General features: G+C 45.2%; 25 protein-coding genes and 4 pseudogenes. 4 read left to right on the top strand and 25 right to left on the bottom strand.

Translation table 11 applies throughout. From position 1 onward, the window contains the following. Positions 1 to 71: 71 nt before the first annotated feature. From ABID29_RS00935 to ABID29_RS00925, 3 genes are read right to left on the bottom strand one after another with little or no spacing between them, the layout of a single operon-like run. Positions 72 to 923 (bottom strand): shikimate dehydrogenase, encoded by an 852-nt coding sequence (locus tag ABID29_RS00935; RefSeq protein WP_354363770.1) that lies wholly within the window; start codon positions 921 to 923, stop codon positions 72 to 74. Next, complete coding sequence (aroD, locus tag ABID29_RS00930) at positions 913 to 1,590, bottom strand: type I 3-dehydroquinate dehydratase (RefSeq protein WP_354363768.1); 678 nt, start codon at positions 1,588 to 1,590, stop codon at positions 913 to 915. The genes ABID29_RS00935 and aroD overlap by 11 nt, the downstream gene beginning before the upstream one ends. Positions 1,591 to 1,593: 3 nt before the next feature. Then, positions 1,594 to 2,751: a class I SAM-dependent rRNA methyltransferase gene (locus ABID29_RS00925; RefSeq protein ID WP_354363766.1), complete on the bottom strand. Its 1,158-nt coding sequence runs from the start codon at positions 2,749 to 2,751 to the stop codon at positions 1,594 to 1,596. A 131-nt stretch (positions 2,752 to 2,882) separates the two neighbouring features. On the opposite strand from ABID29_RS00925, the gene ABID29_RS00920 reads away from it, so the two are divergent. Continuing rightward, the gene (locus ABID29_RS00920) at positions 2,883 to 5,096 is read left to right on the top strand and encodes an LTA synthase family protein (RefSeq protein ID WP_354363765.1); all 2,214 of its coding nucleotides are present in this window, start codon (positions 2,883 to 2,885) and stop codon (positions 5,094 to 5,096) included. Positions 5,097 to 5,702: 606 nt separating this feature from the next. On the opposite strand, the gene ABID29_RS00915 is transcribed toward ABID29_RS00920, so the two are convergent. From ABID29_RS00915 to ABID29_RS00855, 13 genes and pseudogenes are all read right to left on the bottom strand, one after another. Continuing rightward, positions 5,703 to 7,070, bottom strand: a complete 1,368-nt coding sequence (locus ABID29_RS00915) for a PTS sugar transporter subunit IIC (RefSeq protein WP_354363764.1) — start codon at positions 7,068 to 7,070, stop codon at positions 5,703 to 5,705. Then, complete coding sequence (locus tag ABID29_RS00910; RefSeq protein ID WP_354363763.1) at positions 7,063 to 7,512, bottom strand: DUF3284 domain-containing protein; 450 nt, start codon at positions 7,510 to 7,512, stop codon at positions 7,063 to 7,065. Before ABID29_RS00910 ends, ABID29_RS00915 begins: the two co-directional genes overlap by 8 nt. Then, the gene (locus tag ABID29_RS00905; protein ID WP_354363762.1) at positions 7,502 to 7,846 is read right to left on the bottom strand and encodes a PTS lactose/cellobiose transporter subunit IIA; all 345 of its coding nucleotides are present in this window, start codon (positions 7,844 to 7,846) and stop codon (positions 7,502 to 7,504) included. Before ABID29_RS00905 ends, ABID29_RS00910 begins: the two co-directional genes overlap by 11 nt. 1 nt (position 7,847) lies before the next feature. Further along, positions 7,848 to 8,159, bottom strand: a complete 312-nt coding sequence (locus tag ABID29_RS00900; protein ID WP_354363936.1) for a PTS sugar transporter subunit IIB — start codon at positions 8,157 to 8,159, stop codon at positions 7,848 to 7,850. Next, positions 8,159 to 10,150, bottom strand: a complete 1,992-nt coding sequence (locus tag ABID29_RS00895) for a BglG family transcription antiterminator (RefSeq protein ID WP_354363760.1) — start codon at positions 10,148 to 10,150, stop codon at positions 8,159 to 8,161. Before ABID29_RS00895 ends, ABID29_RS00900 begins: the two co-directional genes overlap by 1 nt. After that, positions 10,140 to 11,243: a DUF871 domain-containing protein gene (locus tag ABID29_RS00890; RefSeq protein WP_354363758.1), complete on the bottom strand. Its 1,104-nt coding sequence runs from the start codon at positions 11,241 to 11,243 to the stop codon at positions 10,140 to 10,142. The genes ABID29_RS00895 and ABID29_RS00890 overlap by 11 nt, the downstream gene beginning before the upstream one ends. A gap of 8 nt (positions 11,244 to 11,251) precedes the next feature. Beyond that, positions 11,252 to 12,628: a glycoside hydrolase family 1 protein gene (locus tag ABID29_RS00885; RefSeq protein ID WP_354363756.1), complete on the bottom strand. Its 1,377-nt coding sequence runs from the start codon at positions 12,626 to 12,628 to the stop codon at positions 11,252 to 11,254. Between the two features lie 554 nt (positions 12,629 to 13,182). Next, positions 13,183 to 13,467, bottom strand: a complete 285-nt coding sequence (locus ABID29_RS00880) for a hypothetical protein (RefSeq protein ID WP_354363754.1) — start codon at positions 13,465 to 13,467, stop codon at positions 13,183 to 13,185. A 107-nt stretch (positions 13,468 to 13,574) separates the two neighbouring features. Then, positions 13,575 to 13,813, bottom strand: a pseudogene (locus tag ABID29_RS00875) (3-isopropylmalate dehydratase small subunit); the annotation flags it as partial. 103 nt (positions 13,814 to 13,916) lie between these two features. Beyond that, positions 13,917 to 14,426, bottom strand: a complete 510-nt coding sequence (locus ABID29_RS00870) for a nuclear transport factor 2 family protein (protein WP_354363753.1) — start codon at positions 14,424 to 14,426, stop codon at positions 13,917 to 13,919. Next, positions 14,427 to 15,395, bottom strand: coding sequence for an aldo/keto reductase (locus tag ABID29_RS00865; protein WP_354363752.1), 969 nt, complete (start codon positions 15,393 to 15,395; stop codon positions 14,427 to 14,429). Further along, positions 15,395 to 15,838: a nuclear transport factor 2 family protein gene (locus ABID29_RS00860; protein ID WP_354363751.1), complete on the bottom strand. Its 444-nt coding sequence runs from the start codon at positions 15,836 to 15,838 to the stop codon at positions 15,395 to 15,397. Before ABID29_RS00860 ends, ABID29_RS00865 begins: the two co-directional genes overlap by 1 nt. 1 nt (position 15,839) lies before the next feature. Then, positions 15,840 to 16,607, bottom strand: a complete 768-nt coding sequence (locus ABID29_RS00855; RefSeq protein WP_354363935.1) for a carboxymuconolactone decarboxylase family protein — start codon at positions 16,605 to 16,607, stop codon at positions 15,840 to 15,842. A 147-nt stretch (positions 16,608 to 16,754) separates the two neighbouring features. Here ABID29_RS00855 and ABID29_RS00850 point away from each other — a divergent pair, with 147 nt between their 5' ends. Then, positions 16,755 to 17,645: a LysR family transcriptional regulator gene (locus ABID29_RS00850; RefSeq protein ID WP_354363750.1), complete on the top strand. Its 891-nt coding sequence runs from the start codon at positions 16,755 to 16,757 to the stop codon at positions 17,643 to 17,645. Positions 17,646 to 17,823: 178 nt separating this feature from the next. Here the strand turns inward: ABID29_RS00850 and ABID29_RS00845 are convergent. The 3 genes and pseudogenes from ABID29_RS00845 to ABID29_RS00835 form a co-directional block, all read right to left on the bottom strand. Beyond that, positions 17,824 to 18,225: pseudogene (locus ABID29_RS00845) on the bottom strand (SDR family NAD(P)-dependent oxidoreductase); the annotation flags it as partial. Positions 18,226 to 18,229: 4 nt separating this feature from the next. After that, positions 18,230 to 19,066: an alpha/beta fold hydrolase gene (locus tag ABID29_RS00840; RefSeq protein ID WP_354363749.1), complete on the bottom strand. Its 837-nt coding sequence runs from the start codon at positions 19,064 to 19,066 to the stop codon at positions 18,230 to 18,232. A 1-nt stretch (position 19,067) separates the two neighbouring features. Next, positions 19,068 to 19,592: pseudogene (locus ABID29_RS00835) on the bottom strand (zinc-binding dehydrogenase); the annotation flags it as partial. Between ABID29_RS00835 and ABID29_RS00830 the strand changes: the two are divergent. Further along, positions 19,536 to 19,691 carry a hypothetical protein gene (locus ABID29_RS00830; protein WP_354363748.1) on the top strand — a complete coding sequence of 52 codons (156 nt, stop codon included), beginning with the start codon at positions 19,536 to 19,538 and terminating at the stop codon, positions 19,689 to 19,691. The pseudogene ABID29_RS00835 and the gene ABID29_RS00830 sit on opposite strands and share 57 nt — an antisense overlap. A gap of 92 nt (positions 19,692 to 19,783) precedes the next feature. On the opposite strand, the gene ABID29_RS00825 is transcribed toward ABID29_RS00830, so the two are convergent. The 6 genes and pseudogenes from ABID29_RS00825 to ABID29_RS00800 form a co-directional block, all read right to left on the bottom strand. Further along, positions 19,784 to 20,140 carry a DUF3021 family protein gene (locus tag ABID29_RS00825; RefSeq protein WP_354363747.1) on the bottom strand — a complete coding sequence of 119 codons (357 nt, stop codon included), beginning with the start codon at positions 20,138 to 20,140 and terminating at the stop codon, positions 19,784 to 19,786. A gap of 290 nt (positions 20,141 to 20,430) precedes the next feature. Further along, positions 20,431 to 20,898, bottom strand: a complete 468-nt coding sequence (locus ABID29_RS00820) for a MarR family winged helix-turn-helix transcriptional regulator (RefSeq protein WP_354363746.1) — start codon at positions 20,896 to 20,898, stop codon at positions 20,431 to 20,433. After that, complete coding sequence (locus tag ABID29_RS00815) at positions 20,891 to 21,505, bottom strand: hypothetical protein (RefSeq protein WP_435533137.1); 615 nt, start codon at positions 21,503 to 21,505, stop codon at positions 20,891 to 20,893. The genes ABID29_RS00820 and ABID29_RS00815 overlap by 8 nt, the downstream gene beginning before the upstream one ends. A gap of 196 nt (positions 21,506 to 21,701) precedes the next feature. Next, a pseudogene (locus tag ABID29_RS00810) lies at positions 21,702 to 22,145 on the bottom strand (aldo/keto reductase); the annotation flags it as partial. 218 nt (positions 22,146 to 22,363) lie between these two features. Continuing rightward, positions 22,364 to 22,657, bottom strand: coding sequence for a DUF4238 domain-containing protein (locus tag ABID29_RS00805; RefSeq protein ID WP_354363744.1), 294 nt, complete (start codon positions 22,655 to 22,657; stop codon positions 22,364 to 22,366). A 32-nt stretch (positions 22,658 to 22,689) separates the two neighbouring features. Continuing rightward, positions 22,690 to 23,934 carry a restriction endonuclease subunit S gene (locus ABID29_RS00800; protein WP_354363743.1) on the bottom strand — a complete coding sequence of 415 codons (1,245 nt, stop codon included), beginning with the start codon at positions 23,932 to 23,934 and terminating at the stop codon, positions 22,690 to 22,692. A 172-nt stretch (positions 23,935 to 24,106) separates the two neighbouring features. On the opposite strand from ABID29_RS00800, the gene ABID29_RS00795 reads away from it, so the two are divergent. Continuing rightward, on the top strand, positions 24,107 to 24,714 hold a 608-nt coding region (locus ABID29_RS00795; protein WP_354363742.1), incomplete at its 3' end, for a transposase family protein.

Genomic DNA, 24,714 nt, shown 5'->3' with positions numbered 1-24,714 from the left:
GTCCCCCACAGTTAATCAGGTCTGTCTGATCTGGCTAGCCCAGCTTTTTCAGGTCGACAGACAAGAGCAAGTTATAACAGGTCAAGGAGGTCTGACCAGATGGCTTCAACCGGCATTTCCTGTCCTGTCCAGAGTTCAAAGGCAATCGCCGCTTGATGGAGTAGCATCCCTAAGCCGTTGACGGCTGTCAATCCTTCTTTCTTGGCTCTCGCCAGCAAAGGGGTCTCCAGCGGCCGGTAGATAATGTCTGCTACTAGGAGGTCTGCCTTCAAAGGACAGGTCTCTGGTAGGGGATTGGATATCTCATCCATGCCGACGCTGGTTGCATTGACCAAAAGGGCTGATTGCTCAAGGCAAACCGCTAAGGCCTCTTGGTCTTCTAGGGCAGAAAAAGTCATTGCTAGCCCAGTCGCTTTGGCGATAGGCTCTAGTTTGTTTCGAGCCTTGTCAAGGGAGGTCGCTCTGGAAAATACATGGATGGCCTTGGCACCATTCAGTGCTGACTGGGCTGCGATAGCTAGGGCAGCACCGCCTGCACCTAGCAGGGTCATTTCCTTCCCTTCAATCTCGAAATCCCCTAAACTAGCAAAAAAGCCCTTGCCATCCGTGTTGTAGCCGACCAATTTCCCATCTTGGTTCACCACCGTGTTGACCGCACCGATCAGGGCAGCTTCTGGACTAAGCTCGTCTAAGTAGGGAAGGACTTTTTCCTTGTAGGGCATGGAGAGATTAATGCCAAACATATCATAACGTTTGATGTTCAAGACCGTCTCGGCAAGATCCTCTTCCTTGATTTCAAAGGCCAGATAAACCCCATTTGTTCCAGTCTGCTCAAAAGCCCTATTGTGGATGAAAGGCGACAGGCTATGCTTGATGGGGTCAGCCACCACAGCAGCCAGTCGTGTATGACCGTCAATCCTCATTGAGGACCTCTCGGATTTTGACCATATCTTTCAACTGAACTTGACCTGGCGCACTCGGATCATCCACGCAAGCAAAGGTCCACGAAGAACCTGTCAGCAGCGAGGACAAGCGGGTCACCCTTCCTAGTTTGCCCATGGACATGGTCGCAAAATTTTGCTCAGGGTTCAGAACCTTAAAACCTCTGGTAAAATTCATCAGGTCCAAAACATCCTGTTCACGATTTGGCATGACCGCTAACTTGACCATTTTAGGGGCAAGAGCTGTCAATTCTGACATGATCTCCATCAAGTTGTCTGGCGTCTCTTTGAAATTATGATAACTGAGAACCAGATTAGAAGAATCTAACATTTGGTCAAAGACAGACTGGTGAGAAAAATACTCAAAATCCAGGTAGTCTGGTTCGTACAGATGGTTGATTTCCTTGAGCAGGCAAACGTACTCCTCGTCCGACAGTTCAATCCGCCCACCTTCTTTGACGGTCCGCAGGGTAAAAATCACTTCACGCCCAGAAAATTTTTCAAAAACGGCTGGGGCCACCCGCAAGATATCTTCCTTGGACAAATAATCTGCCCGCCACTCAATCAGGTCTGCTTCTTGGTATTTATCAACATCAAGAGCCAACACATCTTCCAGTGACTCTGGCATAATCGGTACAACTATTTGCATCTTCTAAGCCCTAATGGTAACTACCTTGAGGTAGTTACTGCTTTCATCTTTTTTATTGATTTGAAAATCATCAGGAAGGCGATAAGTCTCCAAGTAGACCGGTTTTCGCTTTCCAAAACCTTTTTCAATTTGTTGTTTAAATTTTTCTAGTGTCACATTGCTGGCATTGGTAGAGGCAATCAAAATGCCACCCTCTGACAAAATCTCCAAACTTTGGGACACCAGGAGATGGTAGTCTTTGGCTACCGAAAAAGTCTGTTTTTTATTGCGTGCGAAACTAGGCGGATCCAGGATGATCAGGTCAAACACCAACTGGTGGCGTTTGGCATACTTGAAGTATTCAAAGACATCCATAACCACAAACCGGTGGTCACTGACATCTAGCTGATTGGCTTCAAAATGAGCCCGAGATAAGTCTCGGCTACGTTTAGCCAAATCGACCGAAGTTGTTGCCCTAGCGCCTCCCATGGCTGCTGCAACTGAAAAGGCAGCCGTATAGGAAAACATGTTGAGAACTGATTTGCCCCTGGCAAGGCCATCCACCAGGAGGCCTCTGACCTCATGCTGGTCCAGAAAAATCCCTGTCATCAGACCATCGTTCAAAAAGACCTCAAAGGCTACGCCGTTCTCTCGGATGGTCAGTCGGTCCATGCCAGCTGGACCAAAAAGCTGTCTGCTCTCAAACTCTAAGCCCTGAAAGCGAATCTTTTCATAGCCTGCAACAATATCTGGCAGGACAGCCCTTGCCGCCGCGACGATCTGTTCTCTCAGACTGTGAACGAAAGCATTGTACCAAGAAAAGACCAGCCGCCCTTGGTAATAATCAATCGTCAGGCCACCAAAGCCATCGCCATCCTGGTTAAAAATCCGATAGGCAGTCGTATGCTCCGACTGGTGGTAGGCCCGGCGCTTATGCCAAGCCTGCAACAACAAGCCCTCAAAGAAGGTTTGATCAACCGTCATCAGTTGTTTGCTGACCACCCAGCCGACACCTTTATGCTGCTTGGAAAAATAAGCCTGGGCCAAAAAAGTCCCATCCTTGGCATAAAGATGCGCCCAGTCATCCGTCAAGAGCTGATCAGAAAAATGTTTACCATCAAGTAGGCAAATGCCATTGCGGATAGCCCGTTTTGCCTCATCGTTAAGGGTCAGTTTCTTCATAACCTACATTATACCAAAATTTACATTTTTTCTCAAAGTAGAGGTTAGATTCCGGCAATTTTTAAAAATGTGATATAATTGGAAGAAGGTATTTGAAACGTTTAGGAAACTTATGACTTAAGGAAACGACTGTGAAAAAACTTTTAACCAATCTTGTACATATTCTCCAAACGAGGCTAGGTTTTGTCCTAGCACTCGTCTTTCTGGTCTGGTTTAAGACCATGACCGCCTATATATTAGACTTTAGTCTGGACACCGCAGGGATTTACCAGAACTTCCTTGCCCTGATTAGTCCGATTGCGACCAGTCTCTTTTTCATCGGCCTGGCACTTTATATTAAACCTACCAAACCTTTTTACATCACTGCCCTAATCCTCTACGGCATCATCTTTTGCTGGCTCTTTGCCAATGTGACCTACTATCGAGAATTCTCTGATTTTATCACGGTTAATACCATTTTGGCTTCTTCTAGCGTGTCCGCAGGACTGGGCGAAGCCTTTATCAAACTATTTCGTTTTCAGGACATTATCTACTTCTTTGATTTTGTCTTACTGGCCTATCTAGGTCTTAAAAAAATGATTCGACTGGATCGTCGTCCCTTTAATCCACGAGCCAGTTTTGCCGTCACTGCTCTTTCGACCATGCTCTTTTCTGCCAATCTGTTTTTGGCAGAAATTGACCGGCCTGAGTTATTGAGCCGAGGCTTCTCCAGCACCTATATCGTGCGTGGCATTGGGCTTAACGCTTTTTTGGCCTACAGCGGCAATCAGACCTACAAGACCAGCAAGGACAGGGCTGGCGCCAATGCCGAAGACATCGTGCCCATTCAAGCCTATGTCACAGAACACTACGCCAAACCAAATAACGACTACTATGGCATCGCCAAAGGGCGCAATGTCATCTACGTTCACCTAGAAAGCTTCCAGCAGTTTTTGATTGACTACCATTTGGAAGTGGATGGCCAGTCACACGAGGTGACGCCATTTCTGAATTCCCTCTACCATTCGGAGTCTACCCTGTCTTTTTCTAACTTCTTCAACCAGGTCAAGGCAGGCAAGACATCTGACTCAGAGACCCTCTTAGATACCGGCCTTTTTGGTCTCTCTCAAGGCTCCTTTATGGTGACCTACGGTGGCACTAACACCCAGGCCGCTGCTCCACATATTCTCAACCAGACAGACGGCTATAGCAGCGCTGTTTTTCATGGCAATGGCGGAAGCTTCTGGAATCGAAACCAGACCTATAAACAATGGGGCTACGATTACTTCTTTGACGCCTCCTATTTCTCAAAACAGACCGAGGAAAATTCCTTCCAGTATGGGCTCAATGATAAAATCATGCTCAAGGATTCGATCCAGTATTTGGAGCGCCTCCAACAGCCCTTCTATGTCAAATATATCACCGTCTCCAACCACTACCCTTACACGACCAGTCTCGTCGGGGATGAAGTCGGTTTTCCCTTAGCCAATACCGAGGACGAGACCATCAACGGCTATTTTGCGACAGCCAACTATTTGGATTCAGCTGTTGAGGCCTTCTTCAATTACTTGAAGGCGACAGGTGTCTACGACAATTCCATCATCATTCTTTACGGTGACCACTACGGCATTTCTAACTCTCGCAATCCAGACCTGGCCCCCCTCATCGGCAAGAATCCAGAAACCTGGTCCGCCTATGACAATGCTATGCTCCAGCGGGTGCCTTACATGATTGTCATTCCTGGCATGAACAAGGGCAAGATTATCGACACCTATTCGGGGCAGGTCGATGCCCTACCAACCCTACTCCATTTACTGGGAATCGATGCCAGCAAGTATCTCCAGGTCGGTCAGGACATTCTCTCCCCAGACCATAATCAAGTGGTGGCTCTGAGAACCTCAGGACACTTCATCACGCCAAAATACACCAGTTACAGCGGTCGCACCTACTACACGGAAACGGGTGAAGAGATCACGCTTCCTGACGAATCAACGACTGCAGAGCTGCAAGTCGCACGGGATACGGCTAATCTCCAACTCCAGACGAGCGATGCCATCCAGACAGGAGACTTGCTCCGCTTTTATCAAGGCAGTGGCTTACAGGCTATTGACCTAGAGAAAGTGTCTTATCAAAATTCGCTAGATCAACAGATCACTGTCGAGCAGGCCCTTGGTGAGGCTTCCACCAGCATTTACAGCAAGAATGGGAACAAGACAACCCTGCCGCTCTTTGAAGCACCAAGCTACCGAGCCTTGCACCCTGAGCAATTTGAACCAGAGCCCGATGAAAGCTCTTCAGCGGTTGCAGAGGAAACCAGCAGTTCAAGCACCAGTGAACCTCAAGAAAACGACAAGACCTCTCCTTGAGCAAACAATGTCCTTTTCTCTCCGTAAAAACCGAGTTTGGCTAGACGAGCCAGACTCGGTTTTTGGCTTTTTGCCTACTGCCTAGGCTTATCTCATACTCTTTCAAAATCAAAATGAGATCGAATGAGTGATGGACATGTGTGGCCGTTGCGTAACTTGTGTCTCATCGGTACCTTTTCGGCTCAGTGTAACATGTGAAAAGTTAGTTCATGCATATTTTTAGGAACAAATAAGATATCAGCTTAAGTCATCTAATTTTGATTTTAATTTAGTATCACTTGACTAAAGACTCGCTAGACGGCTGATGGTTGATAGGCATCCATAATAGTCGGTTTTGTTCCCCGACAATCAGGCACCTGTCTAAGCACTATAACCTACCAAATCAAACAGCAAGGCCAGCTTTTCTTGTGACCAAACTGCAAAATCCCTTCCCACTCTGACAGCTGAGCCTTGCTCTAACATCAGAATGTTGAAGGGATTCGAATCTCATACTCTTTGAAAATCAAGGATAGCCGTTGTCAACTCGCTTTGTTGAAGTCCAGTGCTGTCATCAGCGTCCTTTCCCAGGCTAGATTGATTGTGGTTGAAGATACATTCGATCTTGTCTTACTGGTCTTCGACCTTGACACGGTTGGCCGCAATGACAAATGGTGCCCAAATCAAGAAGGCGACAAAGACATTAAAGAGTGAAACCAGGCCAGCCATGAGGTTGTTACCAGTCGCTAGGAAGGCATAGAGCCCTGGAGGTGTAATCCATGGAACCGCCAGATAAACTGGAGGAACCAATCCTGTATATGTTGCAAAGTAACCGATGGCACAGCAGATTGGTGGAACGATTAGCCACGGGATGGCAAAGAGTGGGTTGAGCACCATGGGAATCCCAAAGGTTATCGGTTCATTGATGTTGAAGACCCCCATCGGAGCAGATAGTTTAGCAACGGTGCGGTATTCCTTACGTTTAGAGAAGATAAAAATGGCAATGATGAGGGCGATGGTCACCCCTGAACCCCCCATCTGAGCATAGGCGTCAAAGGAACCACGTGTCCACAACCATGGCAGTTGGGTCACATCCTTAGTAGCCTCATAGACGGTTGTATTCTCAAGAAGGGCAGGTCCATATACCCCATCCATAATCGGAGCAAGGACGTTGTGACCATGCAGACCAAAGAACCAGAACAACTGCACTAAGAAAGATAACAGCAAGACACTGAAGCTGCCTTGAGAAAGGTTCATTAACGGTCTTTGGATATAGGTTGAAATCAAATCATTTAATGGTGTGTTGGCTAAAAGCACTGGCAAGTAACCAATCAGTGCAGACACATAAATAGCAACCGTACCTGGGATGATGGCTGCAAAGGCCTTATTCACAGCAGGTGGAACGTTATCAGGCATTTTGATGGTAACATTCTTCTTCATCAAATAGCAATAAATCATTGATGCTAACATACCGATCAACAACGCTGCAAAGAGACCTGTCGCACCAGCATAGGCTGTTTTAATGGCACCCCATTCAGACACTTCGAGGATAGAGCCATTGATGGCTAGCCCCAAATCAGCCAGCGGAGACAAAACAGATTTATCCAATCCGGTTAAGTCCGTCGCGATGGTAATGGTTTGAGGAATGGTGGCAACAAAAGAAGCAAAGGAAATCAGACCACCTGCAATCGGATTAACTTTTTCAATTGAAGAATAATTATAACCAACCGCAAACGAAAAAATAAGGGCTGTGATGGCGATGGTTCCAAAGTAGACATAACCGTTCAAGGTGATAAGGGGCTCCAGTGCCTTTGCAACTCCAGTCCAACCCAGGTTGTTGGGAACATCTCGAAAGAAAACATTCAGCAATACGGCAATAGATCCCGCCATGGTTAATGGCATCATTGCGATAAAGGAATCCCTGATAACGACCAGATGTTTCTGAGAACTCAACTTCCCAGCAATCTGCATAAACTTGTTCATGAACGCATTATTCATGGTGTAAATCCTCCTTATTTTTAGCGAATTCTGCTATTTTCTCGATTTGAAGGCGCATGCGACGCTCTAATGATTTCCGCATCAAGGGAAATAGCAATTTATAATTCCAAGCGTTTAGCTTCCCCTTAGGGGAATAGTCTTCGGTGTAGGTCACCTGACAGGCATTCTCCTCAATAGCTGTCAAATCATAGGTGACCCACTGGGTGCCACGACTGGATTGAAAGGCTAGAGCGTAGCGCTCATTTTCAATCAAATCCACTACCCTGACTTCCATGGCACTTTCTTGTTTCTTGCCAAAGCGTTTTTGAAAGCTTAGGCCATGTTTCAGATCCGAGTCTTTCACAGGAGCTTTGTTAGCAGCCTTGTAGTCCTCTCTGAGAGACTCCAGCAGAAAGCGATAAAAGGTCGAGGCTGAAATGGGAACCTGTTGGCTAAGCTTCATGGCTGGCCTCTTTCAATTCCTGCATCTCCTGATAAAGCGCAATCACTTCCTTGGCTAGATCAATAAAAGTGATGGCATTCATCAAGTGATCTTGACCGTGAATCATAAGAAGACTGGCCTGAATATGTTCTCCACTAGCTTCCTTGGTTAATAAACCCGTTTGCGCATGGTGAGCCTGGCTCAATGAAGCGTTCGCTTCAGCTATCTTGGCTTGAGCCGATTCAAACTGAGCTTGCTTGGCCAGGTGAATGGCTTCCATAGCCTTGCTTTTGGCATCACCGCCGTACATGATCAGTTGCATGATGACTTCTAACAAGGGTGTCTCTTCTGTCATGCTAGTCACCTATCAAGGCACGCGCCTGATTAAAGACCGCTTCACCGTTCATGATGCCGTAGTCCATCATATTGATGTCGGTCACCTTTGTCGCTGGTTCAAATTTTTGCTTGTATTCGTCCAACATGAAACGTACTTGAGGACCAACCATCAAGACATCGATAGTCTTGTTGGCCATTTCTTGGTCAACTTCTGAGACAGGAACTGCCCAGATGGTCGCTTCGTAACCCTGATCTGCGGCAGCCTTTTCCATTTTAGTGACTAATAGGCTGGTAGACATGCCTGCGTTACAAACTAACATAATGTGTTTCATCATGATTCCTCCTGTGATGATGTGTTTAGAATTAACTGTTTAAAGTGTTGATAGGTTGGTTGAGCCAGAAGCTCCTGCAAAAGATCCTCTCGGTCCACCCACCTCGCTAAGGTTTGAGAGACCCGTTTTAAATCCTGATTGCGATAGCGTGAGGGCGACAAGAGAAAGACCAGACGGACAGACGGGTGGTCAATGTCCCAGAATAAACCATGTCCAAGAATGGCTACGACCACTTGCCCACGTTGCCCCAAGGATTCCATTAGATGAGGGAAGGCCATGCTATCTGAAAAAGCCGTTGAGCTTAGTTGTTCTCTTAAACAAACTTGATGATAAAACTCCTGCAAATCCTGCTCTGATCTGACATCGTCTAAGCAGGCTAACATCGTTTTAAGCAAGCCCTCCTTGGTCTGAGGCTCTGCTATGACCAGAAACTGATCCTCCGAACAAGAAGCCTCGAGACTGGCCAAGAGGGCTTGGTCAATGTCCCTCCTTGACGTTTGTGGAGCAGCCACCTGACCAATCGTGAGAGCATCCAGGGTCTGACTGAGCAAGGTCTTATCTTCTGACCGTAAAAAGACGCTAACGACCACAACAGGAACCTTGAAGATCAGCGGTCCCAAATCAACGGAAGAAATCAGTAAATCAATCCCTGAGAGGTAACTATCTGATAATTCGTGGTAGCTGATGCAATCCACAATACTGATCCGCTGGCCGAATTGACTCTCCAATCGGTAACGAAGGACCTGGGCACTCCCTACTCCTGTCGCACAAACGACCAACACCTTGAGTTTCTTTTGCGTGGCTTGGCGGTCAAGGGCACCGATCAAGTGCAGGGTCATATAAGCCCATTCATCGTCGCTGATCTCGTAAGGTGCTAGGCAGCTCAGGGGCTTGAAGGCCCGCTTGGTTAGCTCAAACACCCAACCATAGTCCCTGACAATGTCCTCTAGTAAGGGGTTTTCCAAGCGGATGCCGTACTGGAGACGTAAAAGCAGCGGCTGAAGATGGGTAGCCAAGCCTTCTAGCAAACGATAATCCTGGGCTAGATTGCTGCCTAGATCTTTGTCTAGCTCTTGCAAGACAGCCACGATTGCTGCCTTGTGTCTTGGTTGTGCTTCTTGTGGGCCCTCTTTATGATGGGACTTTGTCAGCAAATGCAGGGCCAGATATTGGGTTTCCCCAGCTGGAAAGGTTAAATCCAGCTGCTCCTCCAGACCTTTTAGGATTCTTGCCGCCACTTCGTATTCCAAGCTTTCTGTCACCCTTTCCTCCAAGGGAAAATCGGACATCACATGGCCAGAGCGTTGCCGCAAGATACTGAGTCCCAAGTGAAGCACCAGATTTGTCAGGGTAAAGTCGGACAAGCTGACCTGGCCCTTTCGGCACTCTTGCAAAATCACTTCTGTCAAGACAGACAAATCAAGGGACTTCAGTAGGGAGCTGGCATTGCCTTCAGACCGTAACACTTCTTGGAAGGCATCCGCCAAGAAATAATCGGCAATGAATTGACGCTTCTTACGCTCCTCACCCAAGACGCGATAGGTCGACGGTGCTAGGCGCTCCAAATGCAGCTCATACTCTGCCAATTGGTGGCGGATTTGACCGAGCAACTGCGCCATACTGCTCTTACTGATGTAAAAGCTTTCCTGTAGCTCAGCCACCTGAATCACCTGTGCCTCAAAAAAGAGTTGGTTGAGGAGATAGCGTTGCCGTTCCTGGCTGTCATTCAAGAGGATGGACTGGCTGGTTTCCTTGCCTTGCTGGTAAAAGGCCTGAAAACTGTCACTCAGCTGGATGGTCAACCTCACTCCCTGACCATACTTGTAGGTCAGCTGGGCACCATATTGAGGCAGTAGCGTCTCCAAATTTTTCAAATAGGTCCTAACCGTACGTTCTGATAGCTCAAGCTGATCAGCCAGATGTTGACTGGTTTGAAAATCTGTCGCTTGGTATAAGAGTTGCAAGAGACGCCACTCCTTCTTAGTCAGCATGGCTGTCTCCTTGAGGGACTGGGTTTAGGGCAAAGGCCTGCCATGGCTGCAACAGGTCAAGGAGTGGCAGATCGTAGTCACAAATATGGCCGACAAGGTTGGTCTTGTGGCTGACCCTAAAGTCTGTCAGAGCCAGCTGCAATTCCCCACAGTAACGAGTGTAGTCCTGATTATCGATCAAAACACTTCCCCGCTTCACCATCTGACCAGTCTGTCTTGGCAATATCCTTTCCTCACTGTAGCGTTCCCGATGCCTGGTAGAGCGAATCACGTAGTCTGAGACGTCCCCACGGTAGGTATGCGCTTCTGCCACTATGGCAGTTTCCACAGCTGAGACATCCTCACACAGTTGGACATCAAAGGTAATGGTAGCCTTTTGCTGAATACTGGCCAACTCCTCAGCGGAAATAAATTGATTGGAAATAATGATGTGATCGACCAAGCCTGTTGCGGCCAGCCACTTGTACTGGGCATGAATTGGGAGATCCCGATGCATTTCCAAAGTTGGTAGCCCCTCAGACACTGGCCAAGGACCTGTATCCGCTGTTTGGGCGCTGATAAAGGCAGCACGTTCAATCCCATAACCGCTGTAAACCTGGCTGACGGTTTGGAAATAGGTTGTACCCAGACCTGTAAACCGGCGCGGGTAAAAATTGTGGCAGGCTGTGATCTGACTGAGATTAGCCCCCTTTGCCACCAAGCGCTCCAGCAAATCAGGTTCGGTGCTCATGTTTAGTTCAATTTGGATGCCTAAAGCATTTTTGGTCAGCTCTACCAGCTGGTCATCGTCGTAAGATTCATCCAAACGAATCCCTGACAGTCCGAAGGCTGCCGCTTTTCCAATCAAGTCGTCTTTCCAGCCTATCTTTTGGATGAAGGCTGGGTTAAGGTCTGCAAAAACACGAAACCCTGCTAGCTGACAATAGGCCACAATCTGCCGATAGTGGTCAAAGATCTCCTTGTCGTTGACATCCAGCTGCAGAAGGCTAAGAAAGACACGGTCACAGTCATAGGCCTTAAAACCATCAATATAGGCAAACAGCTTCTCCAAGTCTTGCCCTTCCGGATAGAGTGAAAATCCTAGTTTGACCATAGCCCCTCCTAAAAACCGTTCTGCTGACTCAATTTCCTAAACCAATGACCAGACTTCTTCAACCGTCGGCTTTGGTCTGTCAGATCTAACTCGACCAATCCATAGCGGTTCTTATAGCTATTGAGCCAGGACCAGCAGTCGATGAAGGTCCAGAGCAAGTAGCCTTTACAGTTGGCCCCTTCTTGGATCGCCCGATGAAGCTCTTCCAAATGTCCCTTGATAAACTCAATTCTATAATCGTCTTGAATCATGCCATCCTGACGGAATTTTTCTTCTCCTTCAACCCCCATGCCATTCTCCGTCAGGATCCACTCGATATTGCCATAATTTTCCTTGATATCAAGAGCAATGTCATAAATGCCACGCTCGTAAATCTCCCAGCCACGGTGCGGATTCATCTTGCGACCAGGCATGACATAGTGGTCAAAGTAAACTTCTGGGAAGAAGGGCGAATCTGGATGGGCTTGGTATTTTGGCGCAGCCACACGAAGCGGTTGGTAGTAATTGACTCCCAAATAATCTACAGTGTTTTGACGGATAAGGTCTAAGTCTCCCGACTGATAGGTCGGTAGTAAATCATGCTCTTTGATCAAGGCAATCAACTCAGCTGGGTATTCTCCCTTGACGGAAGGGTCCAAGAAAGACTTGGCTTGGAAGAGTTCTGCAATCCGAGCCGCCTTAAGGTCAGCTGGGTGCTGGCTCCTCGGATAAGCTGGCGTCAGGTTAAGAACGATGCCAATAGGAGCATCTGGATTGATCTCATGGCTAGCTCTAACAGCTAAACTACTAGCCAGCTGGGTATGATAAGCTACTTGGATGCCCGCTTTGGGATCTACCGTTGCTGGATAATGAAGTTGGTAAAAATAGCCACATTCAACAGGGACAATGGGCTCATTGAAGGTAATCCAGCGGTCTACTAAGTCACCAAACCTTTCAAAGCAAGTCCTAGCGTAGCGCTCGTAAGCTTCTACGGTTGCACGTTGGGTCCAGCCCCCCTTTTCTTCCAAGGCCATGGGCAAATCAAAATGGTAGAGATTGACCAAGAGCTCAATTTTGCTATCCTTGACCCCCTGAAAGACCTTCCTATAGAAGGCAACCGCCATCTCATTGACCGCTCCGTCTCCGTCAGGAATCAAGCGAGACCACTGGATCGATGTCCGAAAGGCCGTGTGTCCAGTCTCTACCAAGAGGTCCAAATCGCTCTCATAGTTCTGGTAAAAGGTTGAAGTGACCTCAGGTCCTACCCCACCGTGAAACTTCTCTGGGTTGGTCCGAAACCAATGGTCCCAGGTATTGTCTCCCTTGCCATCTCCCGCAATCCGTCCTTCCGATTGGGGGCCTGAGGTCGAACTGCCCCACAAAAACTTATCTGGAAATGTTAGCATGCAAAAACCTCCTTGTTCTCTTTGCTACTATCATACTCTTTTTAAACCGCTATGTAAACGCTTTTAAGATTATTTGTTTTCCATTTTAAAACGGAAATAAGATAAACTAGAGCCTTAACAGCTGTCTCTGGCCTAGCAAAACCTTCTTTACCGATTGACCTTTCCTGTCCTTAAGGCAGTAAAAAAAGCCCGAAGCTGGGCAAAAAGTCAGTTCTATTCAAACGATGTAGAAAAATAGCTTGAAGCAGCGGTTGGGAGCTTGGACAGCCTGGGGCTAGGCGTCCAAGGGCGTCTCCTAGAAATGGGAGAGAGCCAATGCTGGCTTTACCAGTTTTCGTGTTACCCCTGCGTAGTTCCACCGCGAGCCTTCCGTTTTCTATCTTCTAAGAGATTTCCTTGGGCGCTTAAACGAGACAAACACCAAAAAGGCCTGCAGGCTCTTGAAATCTATGTCTTCCTCGACAGTCTATGCCCAGCTAGCCTATAAAAAGTTCCAAAGAGTTAAGGACTTGCTTATTAAAGGGCTTAAGCCATGGCAAATTCCCCTTGTCCCCTCAATCTTCTTCGATGACATCTGCCTCCTTGCGCTTTCGGGATTGGTAAGGATAGCCATAAGGGTTGGCTGAGTCCTCAAAGTAAGTCTGCTCCTTTTGGAAAGTTGTGGTCTTTTTCGGGACAAAAAAGGCTCGAATCCAACCAACAACCGTCACTAGCAAAAAGAAAAGCAGGAGCGGTCGCCAAAAAGATTTTAGAAATAATAAGCCCAAGATTAACCCAAGCGCTAAGCAACCACAGCCACCGTGCTGCTGGCGGGTCGAAAAATAGACTGTTCGTGACATGCCAGTTCACCTCTCCTTCTTATCCCATTTTAGCATTTTTAGGAGGAATTTTCTGCCTAGAGCCATTAACTTGGCTGATTTTGCTCATAGGGCATAATGAGATCTTCCTACTGGAGGGTGATGCCGATGTCATCCAGGCCATCGAGTAGCTTATACTTCCACTGACCATCGATGTCAAAGTCAAAGCTTCCAAAGGGGGGCAGGAGTTTCTGCTCAGGCAGGTCTATGGTAATCTCCTGATTCGGCGCCAGTTGCGCCAACTGTTCCCTCACTTCTCTGGGTTGGACAATCGGCAACATGCCATTATTGAGCGCGTTGTTGCGTGAATATCCCCAAAAGACTCTGCACTTAGGCACTACTGACTCAACCAAAATACCCAAGCCTTTAGCGACCAGTCTTAGCAGGTCTCACCACAGCTTGGGCATTTCTTTTTTACCATAAGGAATCTATCAGTAGGTTGAGGCGATTTGCTTCACGATCTTCCAGTCATTCTCTTTCTTTTCAAAATGGACTTCCATTTTCAACCGCCAGGTATGACGGGCGCTTCCCCAGATAGAAGCTTCTACCAAATTATAACTAGTCATCTTTGCACAATTTCCTTCAATGCTAACTTCTTCTACTTTTTCATGTTTAGAGCTAAAATACCGCATCTGACCTGAAGCAATATCTGCTAGCCATTCTGCCTTAGGCTGCACATAACCCGTCATATGAATCAAGCTCATCTCCTTAGCAAGGAGCACTTCCAATGTGTCAATATCTTGGTCAACCATGGCACGGTTGATTTGCCTAAAAAGATTCTCTAGTACTTGCTCGGTCATTTCCTCTCCTTCTATCGGAATGAGTTGCGACTGCTCTGATCGATTGCCAGCGCTTCCTAGCCAGTCCGACCTTTGTCCCCCATGGAGACAAACAGACATGGCCAAGATAATAAGAACTACTCTCCTGATGTCCCCGTTCATCTATCGGAATCCGTATTGTTTATGAGGCACATAGGGTTCTTCCAAATAAGCAATATCCTCATCGGATAGATGCAGATTAAAGGCATCGATGGCTTCCTGAACATAAGCAATCTTGGAGCCACCAACCAGTGGAGCTGTCACACCTGGTTTAGCATATACCCAAGCAAGGGCAACCTGTCCAGGGCTCACCTGATACTTTGTTGCTATCTCTCGGGTCCGTTTGATGATCTCACGGTCATGTTCCAAAACATAGGGACTTTGCAATTGGCTGCTAGGTGACGTGCCAAACTCTTCAGGAGAGCGCGTCAAGGCACCATGAGCAATGGGTGAATAAGGGGTTACTGCAATGCCTTCCGAAAGGCACATAGGGAGCATCTCTTTTTCTTCTTCTCGGTAGATTAGGTTAATGGTGTTTTGCATGGAAACAAACTTTGCCCAACCTCTTTTTTCAGCGATACTATTGGCTTTTACAAATTGCCAGGCATACATGCTCGATGCTCCGATATAGCGGACCTTTCCCATGCGAACCAAATCATTAAGAGCCTCCATCACTTCCTCGATTGGCGTTGTATAATCCCAGCGATGGATAACATAGAGGTCGATGTAATCTGTCCCTAAACGCTTTAGGGAGTTTTCCACCTGGTCAAAAATAGCTTTCCGGGACAAACCTTTGGCGTTGGCCCCATCATACATAGGGTAATACAGTTTGGTCGAGATAACCACTTCTTCCCTAAGAGCAAAGTCTTTTAGAGCTCGGCCAAGAATCTCCTCACTAAGGCCCAACGAATAATAGTTAGCTGTATCAAAGAAGTTAATCCCTGCATCAAGAGCGTATTTGATAATCTCACGCGCCTCAGCTTCACTAACCTTTCCTGGAATCCCTCCAGCATCTGGCGCTCCAAAACTCATACACCCAAGGCCAACTCGAGACACTTTTAAACCGGTCTTTCCTAAGTTCACATATTCCATTATCTGTCCTCCTCTAGTTCTAACTCACAATTCGTTTGCCAAATGTGTTCACTGATGCGATGCTTGATGACCCATTTACCATCTGTCTTGGTGTAAGTATCAGTATAACAAATCTGAGTCGTTTGTCTTTGGCGCTTGCCATCCATGACGCCCACGTAAACCGATTGGCAGTAACTGATGCCTCTAGCTAGTGTCGCTGACTCAAGCGTTACTATCAATTGCCCATTGTGATGCGAAATCACTTCCGGTTCTGCTAATAATTGGCTAAACAATTGCGCCAACGCTTCATGCCCCCTAATCTGTAAGTCCCCTGCTTGAAGAATAGCGTCAGGGTGATAGTAAGCTAAAACTCCTTCGACACTGCGCTGGTCTGCCAAGTAGGCCGAGTGGTCCACCAGATAGCGGATATCCCGTTCTGCTAATAATTGTTCCAAATCTGTCATTTTACCCCTCCTCGGTAGCAATGGATGCCTTTTCAGCGAGTTCTCCTTTATTGTTAACCACTCTTACCGCCTCCTCTAGGCAGGTTAGAGCGTTGAGCACCCTTGGATAACCGATGTAAGGAATGCATTGACTTAAGATATCAATCAAATAACTCTGACGATGTCCCAATTTCAAATTAGCGACTGCATGGCTGACCAACTGTGGTTCACAGCCACCCTGTGCAGCCAAAAAACAAAAGGTCATCAATTCTCTTTTCTTGCCCTCTAACCCTGAACGGCTATAATAGTCACCAAAGCAATTGGCCATCAACCATTGGTTAATATGATGACGGTTTTCTGGACCTTCTTGATCAAAATGCCGCATCCCCTCCCCCATCAAAGACACTAGGGTTTCGCGCCCAAGCTCTAGTCGCGATTTGGAAGTCTTTGCCGCTTGGGGCTCAAGTGGGAGGGAAATCTTTTCCGCTTGAAAAATCTCATTGCAAGCTTTCAAAAAAGGAAAGACCCGGCCAATACCCAGATAAGCAACCGCTTGATAGACGATTTCCTTCACTTCTACTGGAGAGACTCCAAATCGAAGGGTAGCCGGCAAAATGGCCTTAAATTCATCGATGCCTTGACATCCCAGCAAACTCGCTAAAATCACTTGAAATCGTGTGACATCATCCAATTGGCCTTGCTGGACAACGGTATCAAAAGCAAAATTATCAAAAAAAGCGATAAATTCCGGATCGGTTTTTAAAAAAGTCGACTGGTATCCCGGAAACATCCGCTCATGGTAAGCATTAGCAAATGCTGAAATCATTTTCCTAGCTCCTTTATCTTTGGTCTTGTTACATTCAGTATAAAGGTTTATAATAAAAATATCCAATATATTCTTTTTATAATTGATAAAATATTTTTATAAGGATTTGATATGAATAACAAACAAATGGACTATGTCATCGAAGTCGCTCAAACCTTGAATTTCAATCGTGCGGCTGAAAATCTCTTTATCTCACAACCAGCCCTCTCCTACCAGATTAAGACGGTCGAAGAAGAAATCGGCTTTCTCATCTTTGAACGCATCGGAAAGGCTATTCGCCTCACACCTGCTGGTCAAGCCTTTTACCAGCAACTCTTAGGAATCCGTCAGCAATTACTTGGGGCTATCGAGCAGGGGCAAAACTTTTCCAGCCAATACCGAGATAATATTACCATTGGCTACCCTCTGCGATCCCATCTGTATTTTCTCCCAGAGGCCATCAAAGCCTTTCGGCATCAGCATAAAGAGGTTCTCATTACCCCAGATATTGCCCTAAAAGACTGGCTCACCCGTTTTCGTGAGAAGCAAGTTGACCTGATTTTGACGACCCGAGAAATGGCCGAAAAATTGCCGAATGCTGTGATTCACCCCCTCTACACCAGCTTTATTTACCTCTTGGTCAATCCCCATGATCCCCTTGCACAACTAAATCAAGCCAGAGCACATGACCTTATGGGCAGGACGCTCCTTGTTAACGGCGGTTCTAGCCAAACCCTTAGACGGGTGCAAAAAAATGTCCTTGATCAGGTCAAACTCCAAACCCTTAATAGTCCAACGCATGACTTTACGATGGTTAGTGTGGCTTCTGAGCAAGCGATCTGTCTGAGTCCTGGTTACCTCAAGGACTTTTCAAACGAATTTGTCTGGGTTCCTTTTGATACTGAGGAAACCTTTGAGTGTGTTTTGGTCAGCCATAAGGATGACCAACGTCAGGTTGTTGCTGAGTTTATCCAACTTCTCCAGGATATCTACCAAAAAAAGGCGCAAACGCTCCAGTTATAGCAGAGAGGTCAGGCCTTTTATTCCATATTTCAAAGATTTATCTATTATAGCGGGGCAGTTCAGTCCCCCCTTTTTTTCCTTTAACCTGCAGGGACATAGTTCCTCACGCTCTTCCATGGACATGATAAACTGACGTTTGCCTGAGTTAAGACTGGCGATGGCTTTCATGTCGTCATCTGATAATGCGACCTTCCAGAGCATTTTCCAACATAGGACGCAGTTCGGTGGCCAAGATATAGGGAAACTGAACGGACAGCATAAAGGGCTGCTCGATGTTCTCAGCCGTAGCAAGACGCTCACTGCCTGCAAAGAGTCCAGCATTATTGATCAAAACATCAATCCTGTCAAAATCTTGCTGAATCGATGAAACAAAGGCATAGACATCAGCCATTTTCGAAAAATCTGCTAGATAAGCAGAAAGAATGGCCTGAGGAGACAAAGCTTTTATCTCCCTTACCGTCGCCTCTAATTTTTGCGGGTTTCGACCATGGAGGATGAGGTGATGGCCTTCTGCTACCAGTTTTTTAGCTAAATGCTTTCCGATGCCGTCTGTCGCACCGGTAACGATGATGGTTTTCATTCTCTTATTCTCCTAAAAAGAGTGTCATCTCTTGCGAAAAGGCTTCTGCGTACTGAAAGATGGAGCCGTGACCGGCATTTGGGTAAATGATAAGCTTGCTATTGGCAATTTTGTCGTGCATGTCATAGGAGTTAACCGTTGGGACCTGCTTATCCTCATCTCCATTAACAACCAAGGTGGGTTGCGAAATGTAGGACAAATCATCTTTATCAGCCTTGCCCCAACGTTTGATCGCTCGTAGTTGGGTCAAAAAGGCTAATACAGTGATCTTATTATCAGCAAAAGCCTTCTGACGCTGACCCATACGGTCTAAGACTAATTGCGCCTGCCTGCCACCTTCGTCGTCATGGTTGTAAAAAATATAGCGTTTAGGGTCAACCTTGTCAAAACCTGCCTTAACCATGAATTGGAAGGTCTTACCCGTCACCTTGTCGACGCCAATACCGCCACGCGGCCCAGTACCAGCCAAAATAAGACGACGGACAAGAGACGGCTTTAGACGGATCACTTCCTGAGCCACCATACCATCCATAGAAAGGCCCAAAAGGTCAATTTCTGAGTAGCCCAACGCCTCCACGATGGCAATAGCCTGCTCAGCCATTTTGGGGATACTCGCTGGCACCCGTCCTTGGCTGGCACCAACACCTGGCAAATCAAGCAGGATAAGATGGTGCGCTTCCGCCAATCGGTCAATCAGCAGAGGATTCCATTCATCTAAGGTTGCTGCCAAATGTGTCAGAAGGACCAAGGGACGTTTGGCAAGCCCTTTTCCTAACTCCCGGTAGGCCATTTGCTGACCCTTGACCGAAACGAAGCGATTGGCTGTTTCCAAATACCCCATCTTATTCTCCTTTCATGGTCAAAACGGTTTTCCCACTGGAACGCCCATTGGCGACCTTATCCAGAGCAGCGTTGACCTCCTCAAATAGGTAGACTGTGTCAATAGACGGTTTGAGTTTGAGATTATCCAATATAGTTGCGACTTCCTGGAGTTGGTCCCCATTGCTCTCCACAAAGATAAAGTCATAGCGTACGCCGTATTTTTTGGCCATCTGATCAAATCCTCGACCCGCCAGTCCAAAGAGAAGTTGTTTCCATATTGGTAATTTCATTCGTTTGGCAAAAGCCCCATTGGGCATGGCACGGAGAGAGACTAAGTGCCCTCCTTTTTTCAGGATGGTCATTTGTTTCTCTATTTCCTCACCACCCAGTGTGTCAAGGACCAGGTCCACCTCGCTCAGCATTTGTCTGTAATCCTCAGTCTGGTAATCGATAAACTGATCGGCACCGAGGGCTAGGACACGGTCTGCATGATTGCCATTGCCATTGGTGATGACGCGCAAGCCTTTGGCCTTAGCAAGGCCAATGCCATCAAGGCTTATCAGGACATGCTGACGGTCCTAAAAGAAGACTGGGACTACCAATTTGGAGCCGAAGTCGACCGTACGTATCCAGCAAAAAATTGAAGCCTTGGCATGAAATTCTCTCTTAACAGAAGAGCCAAATCAGTAATAGAAAAATACCACCTCTCAAATCAACATTTGAGGGGTGGTATGAGTTACTTATCTTTAAAAAAGAAATAACCTAGGCTGCATAGGACAATCCCATTGCCCACAAAGGCAGCTAACCCAATCCAAACATCCGTCCAGGTCTTAATCCAACCACCAACAAGGTAAGCCAAGACCACAGCAAGGAACATGACCAAGGTATGGAGACCTATCCTTTTTTTCAGCGGCCAGCTATTGATGTCATAGATATGCCAAGCTCCTGCAATCCCAGCAGCGATAATGGCCGCTCCCAGTATCGATCTGGACTGTTGGGCATCTTTGATGAAGAAACTGATAATCAGGGCAAGACCTAAAATAAGGATTACCCGTAGGATACTAGACTTGATATAGGGACAAAATTCAGTCATGAGTCTATCCTCTCTTTCGTGATGGGTTCATTATAGCAGACAGGATAACTAGTCAGCAGTCCTATTTGTCATTTGTTGATATGACAAATGTCACTCGTTAGCAAATCCTCTCTACACGCTAAATCAGGGTGATAAAGGTATGACAATTGGCCTCATTCATTTTTATTATATCAAAAAGACCGCTTAATATAATCGGTTTAGGAAATCCGAAAATTCTTGATAAGCCTTATCTCAGCGGTCGGTCAAAGATCAGCCGTTGTTTTGAACTATCTACTAGTATCACGTGCCAATTAGGGGAGTAGTTTATCCTTTAGATAGTGGTTAAATAGGGCTGTGCTTTCCAGTAACATTTCGACTTGTTGCTCAGAAAGTTGGGCCATAGCTTCTTTTTCCATAGCATCCAAAGGGGCGATAATGGAAGTTGCATAAGCCATTCCCTCTGGGGTTAACACAACATTTTTGCTACGTTTGTCTTCTTGGGAAGCTTTGAGCTCTACAAAGCCTTTTTCCACATAACCTTGAACAATCGCATAGACAACCTGCTTTGTGGTATAGGTTTTGTCGCACAATGTCTTCTGAGAAACCCCTTGGGGACTATTATAGAGCCATAATAGAATCAACAGTCCCTTGTAGTTCATCCCACGCTGCCTGGCATAGTGCTCGTACAAGGCAAACTGGTCATCTCGCAACCTAGCAAATCGTTTTTCAACAGAGATGATACTTCTATCTTCCTTCAAAATCATTGATTCCTTAGTCATTAACCGTCACCTGCAAATCCTTGAAAAAGCCTCGGGTGCCAATGTCTACAAATAGGCCTAAACTGCCCCGGGCATCTGCACCAAGTTTTAAATCAGACACCCGCAAGGTTTCCTGACCATTGACATAAAAGACTGCTTCTTGGCCAGCAATCTCCGCTCGAATCCTGATCCATTCGTCAAGGGCAATGTCTGCTGGCGCTTCATAGGCCGTGATGCCCTGCTCCCTAAAGTAATCAAACTTGTAGTCCGGATAGGCAAAATATTGACTGGCACGGTTGGCGCGAACAGGGTCTTCATGGTTGCCATTGGTCGGACGAACATAGAAGGATTCAAACTGGTCATCGTCCTCACTAATGCGAAAGGCGATACCGATGAAACCTCTAGCAAAATCAGGTGCTTCAGGTAAGAATTGGCTGCGCACGCTGACCTCAATCACCCCATCCTTAAAGGTCAAATCCTTGAGTTTGGCATAGGTGTTTTCGTCAAAGACCATGATCTTCTCAGCCTTATGCACCTCAAGGACAGCTTCGCCGTCCAAGCTAGTTTCCAAAACCTTGGTGTTAACCGCTTCAAAGCGGTCTTTTGCCATTGCAATCAGCTTTTCCATAGGATTCTCCTTGCTAAATTAGTAAAACTTTTTTACTTTTATGACACTCAGTTTATCATCCATTTAGCAATTAGTCAAATAGTTTTACTAAATTTTGTTAAGAAAAAGAAGAACTCATTTTTATTCATGTCGAGTTCTTCTTCAATCCGTTAGCCTTTTTCTGTTTTCACCGATGGTTCTCTCTTTTTAAGTTTTTTTAAAATGATTTACCAACATATCTAGCTAGCAACTCCACTGTCTTAGGGTCATGGTGATCATTAAAGACAGTCGTATCCGTATTTAGCCCTTTAATAGCTGCCATGTCATCCACTGACAGCTCAAAATCAAAAATATCAACATTGTGTCTGACACGCTCTGGATTAGCGGATTTAGATAAGCTGACGATTCCTCGTTGTAACTGCCAGCGTAACATCACTTGCGCAGTTGTTTTCCCGTGTTTTTGAGCAATAGCTGTCAATACAGGGTTGTTAAAGACATCAAATTGCCCTTCTGCAAAGGCACCCCAACTCTCTACTTGCACCCCCTTCGAAGTCTGATAGGCAACAGATTTTTCCTTTTGATGAAAAACATGGAGTTCAATTTGATTGACTGCTGGCGTGATCTCATTAAAGAGGGATAAGTTGGCAATTTGATCATCCTTATCCTTTACCATTTTATTCTTTTTAAAAATGAATTGATTTAATAAATCTTCTAAATTAGGTACATTACTATTTGAAAAGCGTTCCCTGGTATCCTTTATAACCATATCAAAAAGTTCGCTACCATGTTCAAATCGACGCTCTAAGAAACCAGGTACCCTTACAAATTGAAATCCTATCATTTTTGATAACTGGATTAGATGTTTTTCTTCTAGAATATTTATTTTTTATATGAAAGAGTAATTCTTGCAATAATATTTCGTAATTCTTGACCATACATTGGTTCAATTTGTTGAGCAAAATGATCTTCCCAATGTTTCTCGTTTTCTCTATTACTGACATCATAATAATTTTTTTCAAATGCTACATCTTTTATAGCACTTTTAAATACTTTCCCACTATCACGATGATAAACCGAAATATTATATCCATCATTATTTGAATTTTTATTTGCAAAATTCTTCAAATAACTCTGAGGTACAATGTGTTGTTTTACTTTTGATTTTTTCACCATGACTATCACCTATTGACACAAAAAAATTTCATTTATACAAACATATCCTGCAAGAGTTTTTTCTTCAAGGTTTCGAGTTCAGCGATTTTGACTTGCTGAGAAGCGATTAAATCGTCAAGGTTGGAAAAGAAAGCACCAATAGCACGTTGTTCGTCTATTGAAGGAAATGGTATAGGCATTATCATAAGTACAGAATCTTTTATAGAAAAACGATCAGATCGTGCTCCAGAATCTCCATTTAATTTCATAAACTTATGCCATTGTCTATTATTAAACACTGTCTCAAGATAATCAAAACTTACAATTATATTTTCTTTAATTCTAAATACAAAATACAGAGGAGACATTACGCCAGTCCTCCCAAGTTTATTGCGTTTTATCGGTCCAACTGGGGCAAAGTTTGATATCCGAGGATTATAGACAAAATCATCATTTTGTACTACATAGTATGAATTTAGATTTTTTTCATTTGAAATATCTTTATCAAAAAAATCTCTTTGGTTGACAATTCCAAATTCAGCTGAATTAGTAAAAGTCTCAGTGTATAAATTATCTTTATTTTTTTCTTTTACTTTTTCAGCAATATCATTTAATCTAACGAACTTCCATTCCTCTTCAAACCCATCCAAGCGGATTTCGGGCGTGGTCTGTCCTGCCTTTGGAAACATCTTGGACAACATGGTCGCCTTAAAGGCTTGATAGTTGGCCAAATTATCCTTATAGGCAGATAACAGCTCGTCAAGCGTTTGGAAGAGCATGCCGATGGCGGATTGTTCGGAAGTTTTAACAGGAATTGTCATAACCGTATTTTCTAATATAGGTTTAGACAAATTTCCAATAGCACCATTTCCACCTTGAACAAGTTGCAAAGTCTTTTTGTATTCATAAGAATTCATCCACGAGTTCACAAAGTTGGGATTTTGAGATTTTACGATAAGCATAAATCCCCCATGAACAGTTTTCTGTTTTACATTATTAACAATAGCATGTTTTCCTACTAATCGACTTGAACCATTTGCAGCAGTAACTAGAATATCGCCGTTTTCAACAAATGGTATCTTTACAACTTCTTCATTGACAAAAACGTCATCTTCAAAGATTTTAAACGTGTCTTCATCAATATTTGAACTCCTTAAAACTCTAACACCGTCTATTACAATATCTGATGGTTTATAAGTTAACCCTCTGTTTATAGATATAATTTCTTTAAATAATTTTGTTTCCCACTCATCATCAAATTCTTTGAATCTGAGTTTGGGTGTGTTTTTATTTTCCATACTTTTTCTACTTTCTTAAATCGACTCTCCTTCATTATACCAATTATTTCTGGCTCTATAATTTCTGTAGTGGGTAAATCCACCACGGATATTATGGAGCTTTTTAGTATAGAAAAAAGTCCCATATGATCTATAATGAAAAGCGACAAAACAACTCATTAGAAAGACTTATATGGAACAGTTCAATTTTATCACAAGCCTACTGGAAATTAAAGACCCTAACATCACAATTTTGGGAGTCGTCGATGCTGGGAGTCGCAAGGAAGTCATCGCTAAGCTGGACTACCAAGCCCCAAAATGCCAACATTGCCAAGGACAGATGGCGAAATATGACTTCCAAAAACCGTCTAAAATTCCTTATCTTGAATGTGCTGGCTATAAAACACTCATTCGCTTGCGAAAGCGTCGCTTCCGCTGTCAAGAGTGCGGAAGAATGGCGGTCGCTGAGACATCACTGGTCAAGAAAAACCACCAAATACCCGTCATTCTGAATCAGAAAATCGCCCAAAAACTGATTGAGAAGGTAGCGATGACAGCCATCGCTGAAAGCTTAGCCGTATCAACCTCAACGGTTATCCGAAAACTAAAGGAATTCCAATTCAAGACTAATCTGACCTGGCTTCCTGAAAACATGTCCTGGGACGAATACTCTTTCAAGAAGGGCAAAATGAGCTTCATCGCGCAGGATTTCGATTCACTCAAAATTATCACTATTCTGGATGGTCGAACCCAAGCTACCATCCGAAACCACTTCCTGTGCTATTCTAGGGCGGTCAGAAG

Source organism: Streptococcus rupicaprae, assembly GCF_040545225.1.
Taxonomy (GTDB): domain Bacteria; phylum Bacillota; class Bacilli; order Lactobacillales; family Streptococcaceae; genus Streptococcus; species Streptococcus rupicaprae.
The sequence above is the reverse complement of the archived record's forward strand: the minus strand, read 5'-3'. Positions and strand labels throughout refer to the sequence as shown.

Coding starts and splice junctions, on each gene's coding strand:
- ABID29_RS00880 (WP_354363754.1), bottom strand. CDS start 13,467: ATGTCACGAACAGTCTATTTTTCGACCCGCCAGCAGCACGGTGGCTGT.
- ABID29_RS00890 (WP_354363758.1), bottom strand. CDS start 11,243: ATGGTCAAACTAGGATTTTCACTCTATCCGGAAGGGCAAGACTTGGAG.
- ABID29_RS00885 (WP_354363756.1), bottom strand. CDS start 12,628: ATGCTAACATTTCCAGATAAGTTTTTGTGGGGCAGTTCGACCTCAGGC.
- ABID29_RS00895 (WP_354363760.1), bottom strand. CDS start 10,150: ATGCTGACTAAGAAGGAGTGGCGTCTCTTGCAACTCTTATACCAAGCG.
- ABID29_RS00925 (WP_354363766.1), bottom strand. CDS start 2,751: ATGAAGAAACTGACCCTTAACGATGAGGCAAAACGGGCTATCCGCAAT.
- ABID29_RS00865 (WP_354363752.1), bottom strand. CDS start 15,395: ATGGAATATGTGAACTTAGGAAAGACCGGTTTAAAAGTGTCTCGAGTT.
- ABID29_RS00870 (WP_354363753.1), bottom strand. CDS start 14,426: ATGAACGGGGACATCAGGAGAGTAGTTCTTATTATCTTGGCCATGTCT.
- ABID29_RS00860 (WP_354363751.1), bottom strand. CDS start 15,838: ATGACAGATTTGGAACAATTATTAGCAGAACGGGATATCCGCTATCTG.
- ABID29_RS00905 (WP_354363762.1), bottom strand. CDS start 7,846: ATGACAGAAGAGACACCCTTGTTAGAAGTCATCATGCAACTGATCATG.
- ABID29_RS00820 (WP_354363746.1), bottom strand. CDS start 20,898: ATGACTAAGGAATCAATGATTTTGAAGGAAGATAGAAGTATCATCTCT.
- ABID29_RS00825 (WP_354363747.1), bottom strand. CDS start 20,140: ATGACTGAATTTTGTCCCTATATCAAGTCTAGTATCCTACGGGTAATC.
- ABID29_RS00850 (WP_354363750.1), top strand. CDS start 16,755: ATGAATAACAAACAAATGGACTATGTCATCGAAGTCGCTCAAACCTTG.
- ABID29_RS00910 (WP_354363763.1), bottom strand. CDS start 7,512: ATGAAGCTTAGCCAACAGGTTCCCATTTCAGCCTCGACCTTTTATCGC.
- ABID29_RS00855 (WP_354363935.1), bottom strand. CDS start 16,607: ATGTTTCCGGGATACCAGTCGACTTTTTTAAAAACCGATCCGGAATTT.
- ABID29_RS00830 (WP_354363748.1), top strand. CDS start 19,536: ATGATTGCCATTGCCATTGGTGATGACGCGCAAGCCTTTGGCCTTAGC.
- ABID29_RS00815 (WP_435533137.1), bottom strand. CDS start 21,505: ATGGAAAAGCTGATTGCAATGGCAAAAGACCGCTTTGAAGCGGTTAAC.
- ABID29_RS00805 (WP_354363744.1), bottom strand. CDS start 22,657: ATGGTGAAAAAATCAAAAGTAAAACAACACATTGTACCTCAGAGTTAT.
- ABID29_RS00800 (WP_354363743.1), bottom strand. CDS start 23,934: ATGGAAAATAAAAACACACCCAAACTCAGATTCAAAGAATTTGATGAT.
- ABID29_RS00900 (WP_354363936.1), bottom strand. CDS start 8,159: ATGAAACACATTATGTTAGTTTGTAACGCAGGCATGTCTACCAGCCTA.
- aroD (WP_354363768.1), bottom strand. CDS start 1,590: ATGCAAATAGTTGTACCGATTATGCCAGAGTCACTGGAAGATGTGTTG.
- ABID29_RS00915 (WP_354363764.1), bottom strand. CDS start 7,070: ATGAATAATGCGTTCATGAACAAGTTTATGCAGATTGCTGGGAAGTTG.
- ABID29_RS00935 (WP_354363770.1), bottom strand. CDS start 923: ATGAGGATTGACGGTCATACACGACTGGCTGCTGTGGTGGCTGACCCC.
- ABID29_RS00840 (WP_354363749.1), bottom strand. CDS start 19,066: ATGGGGTATTTGGAAACAGCCAATCGCTTCGTTTCGGTCAAGGGTCAG.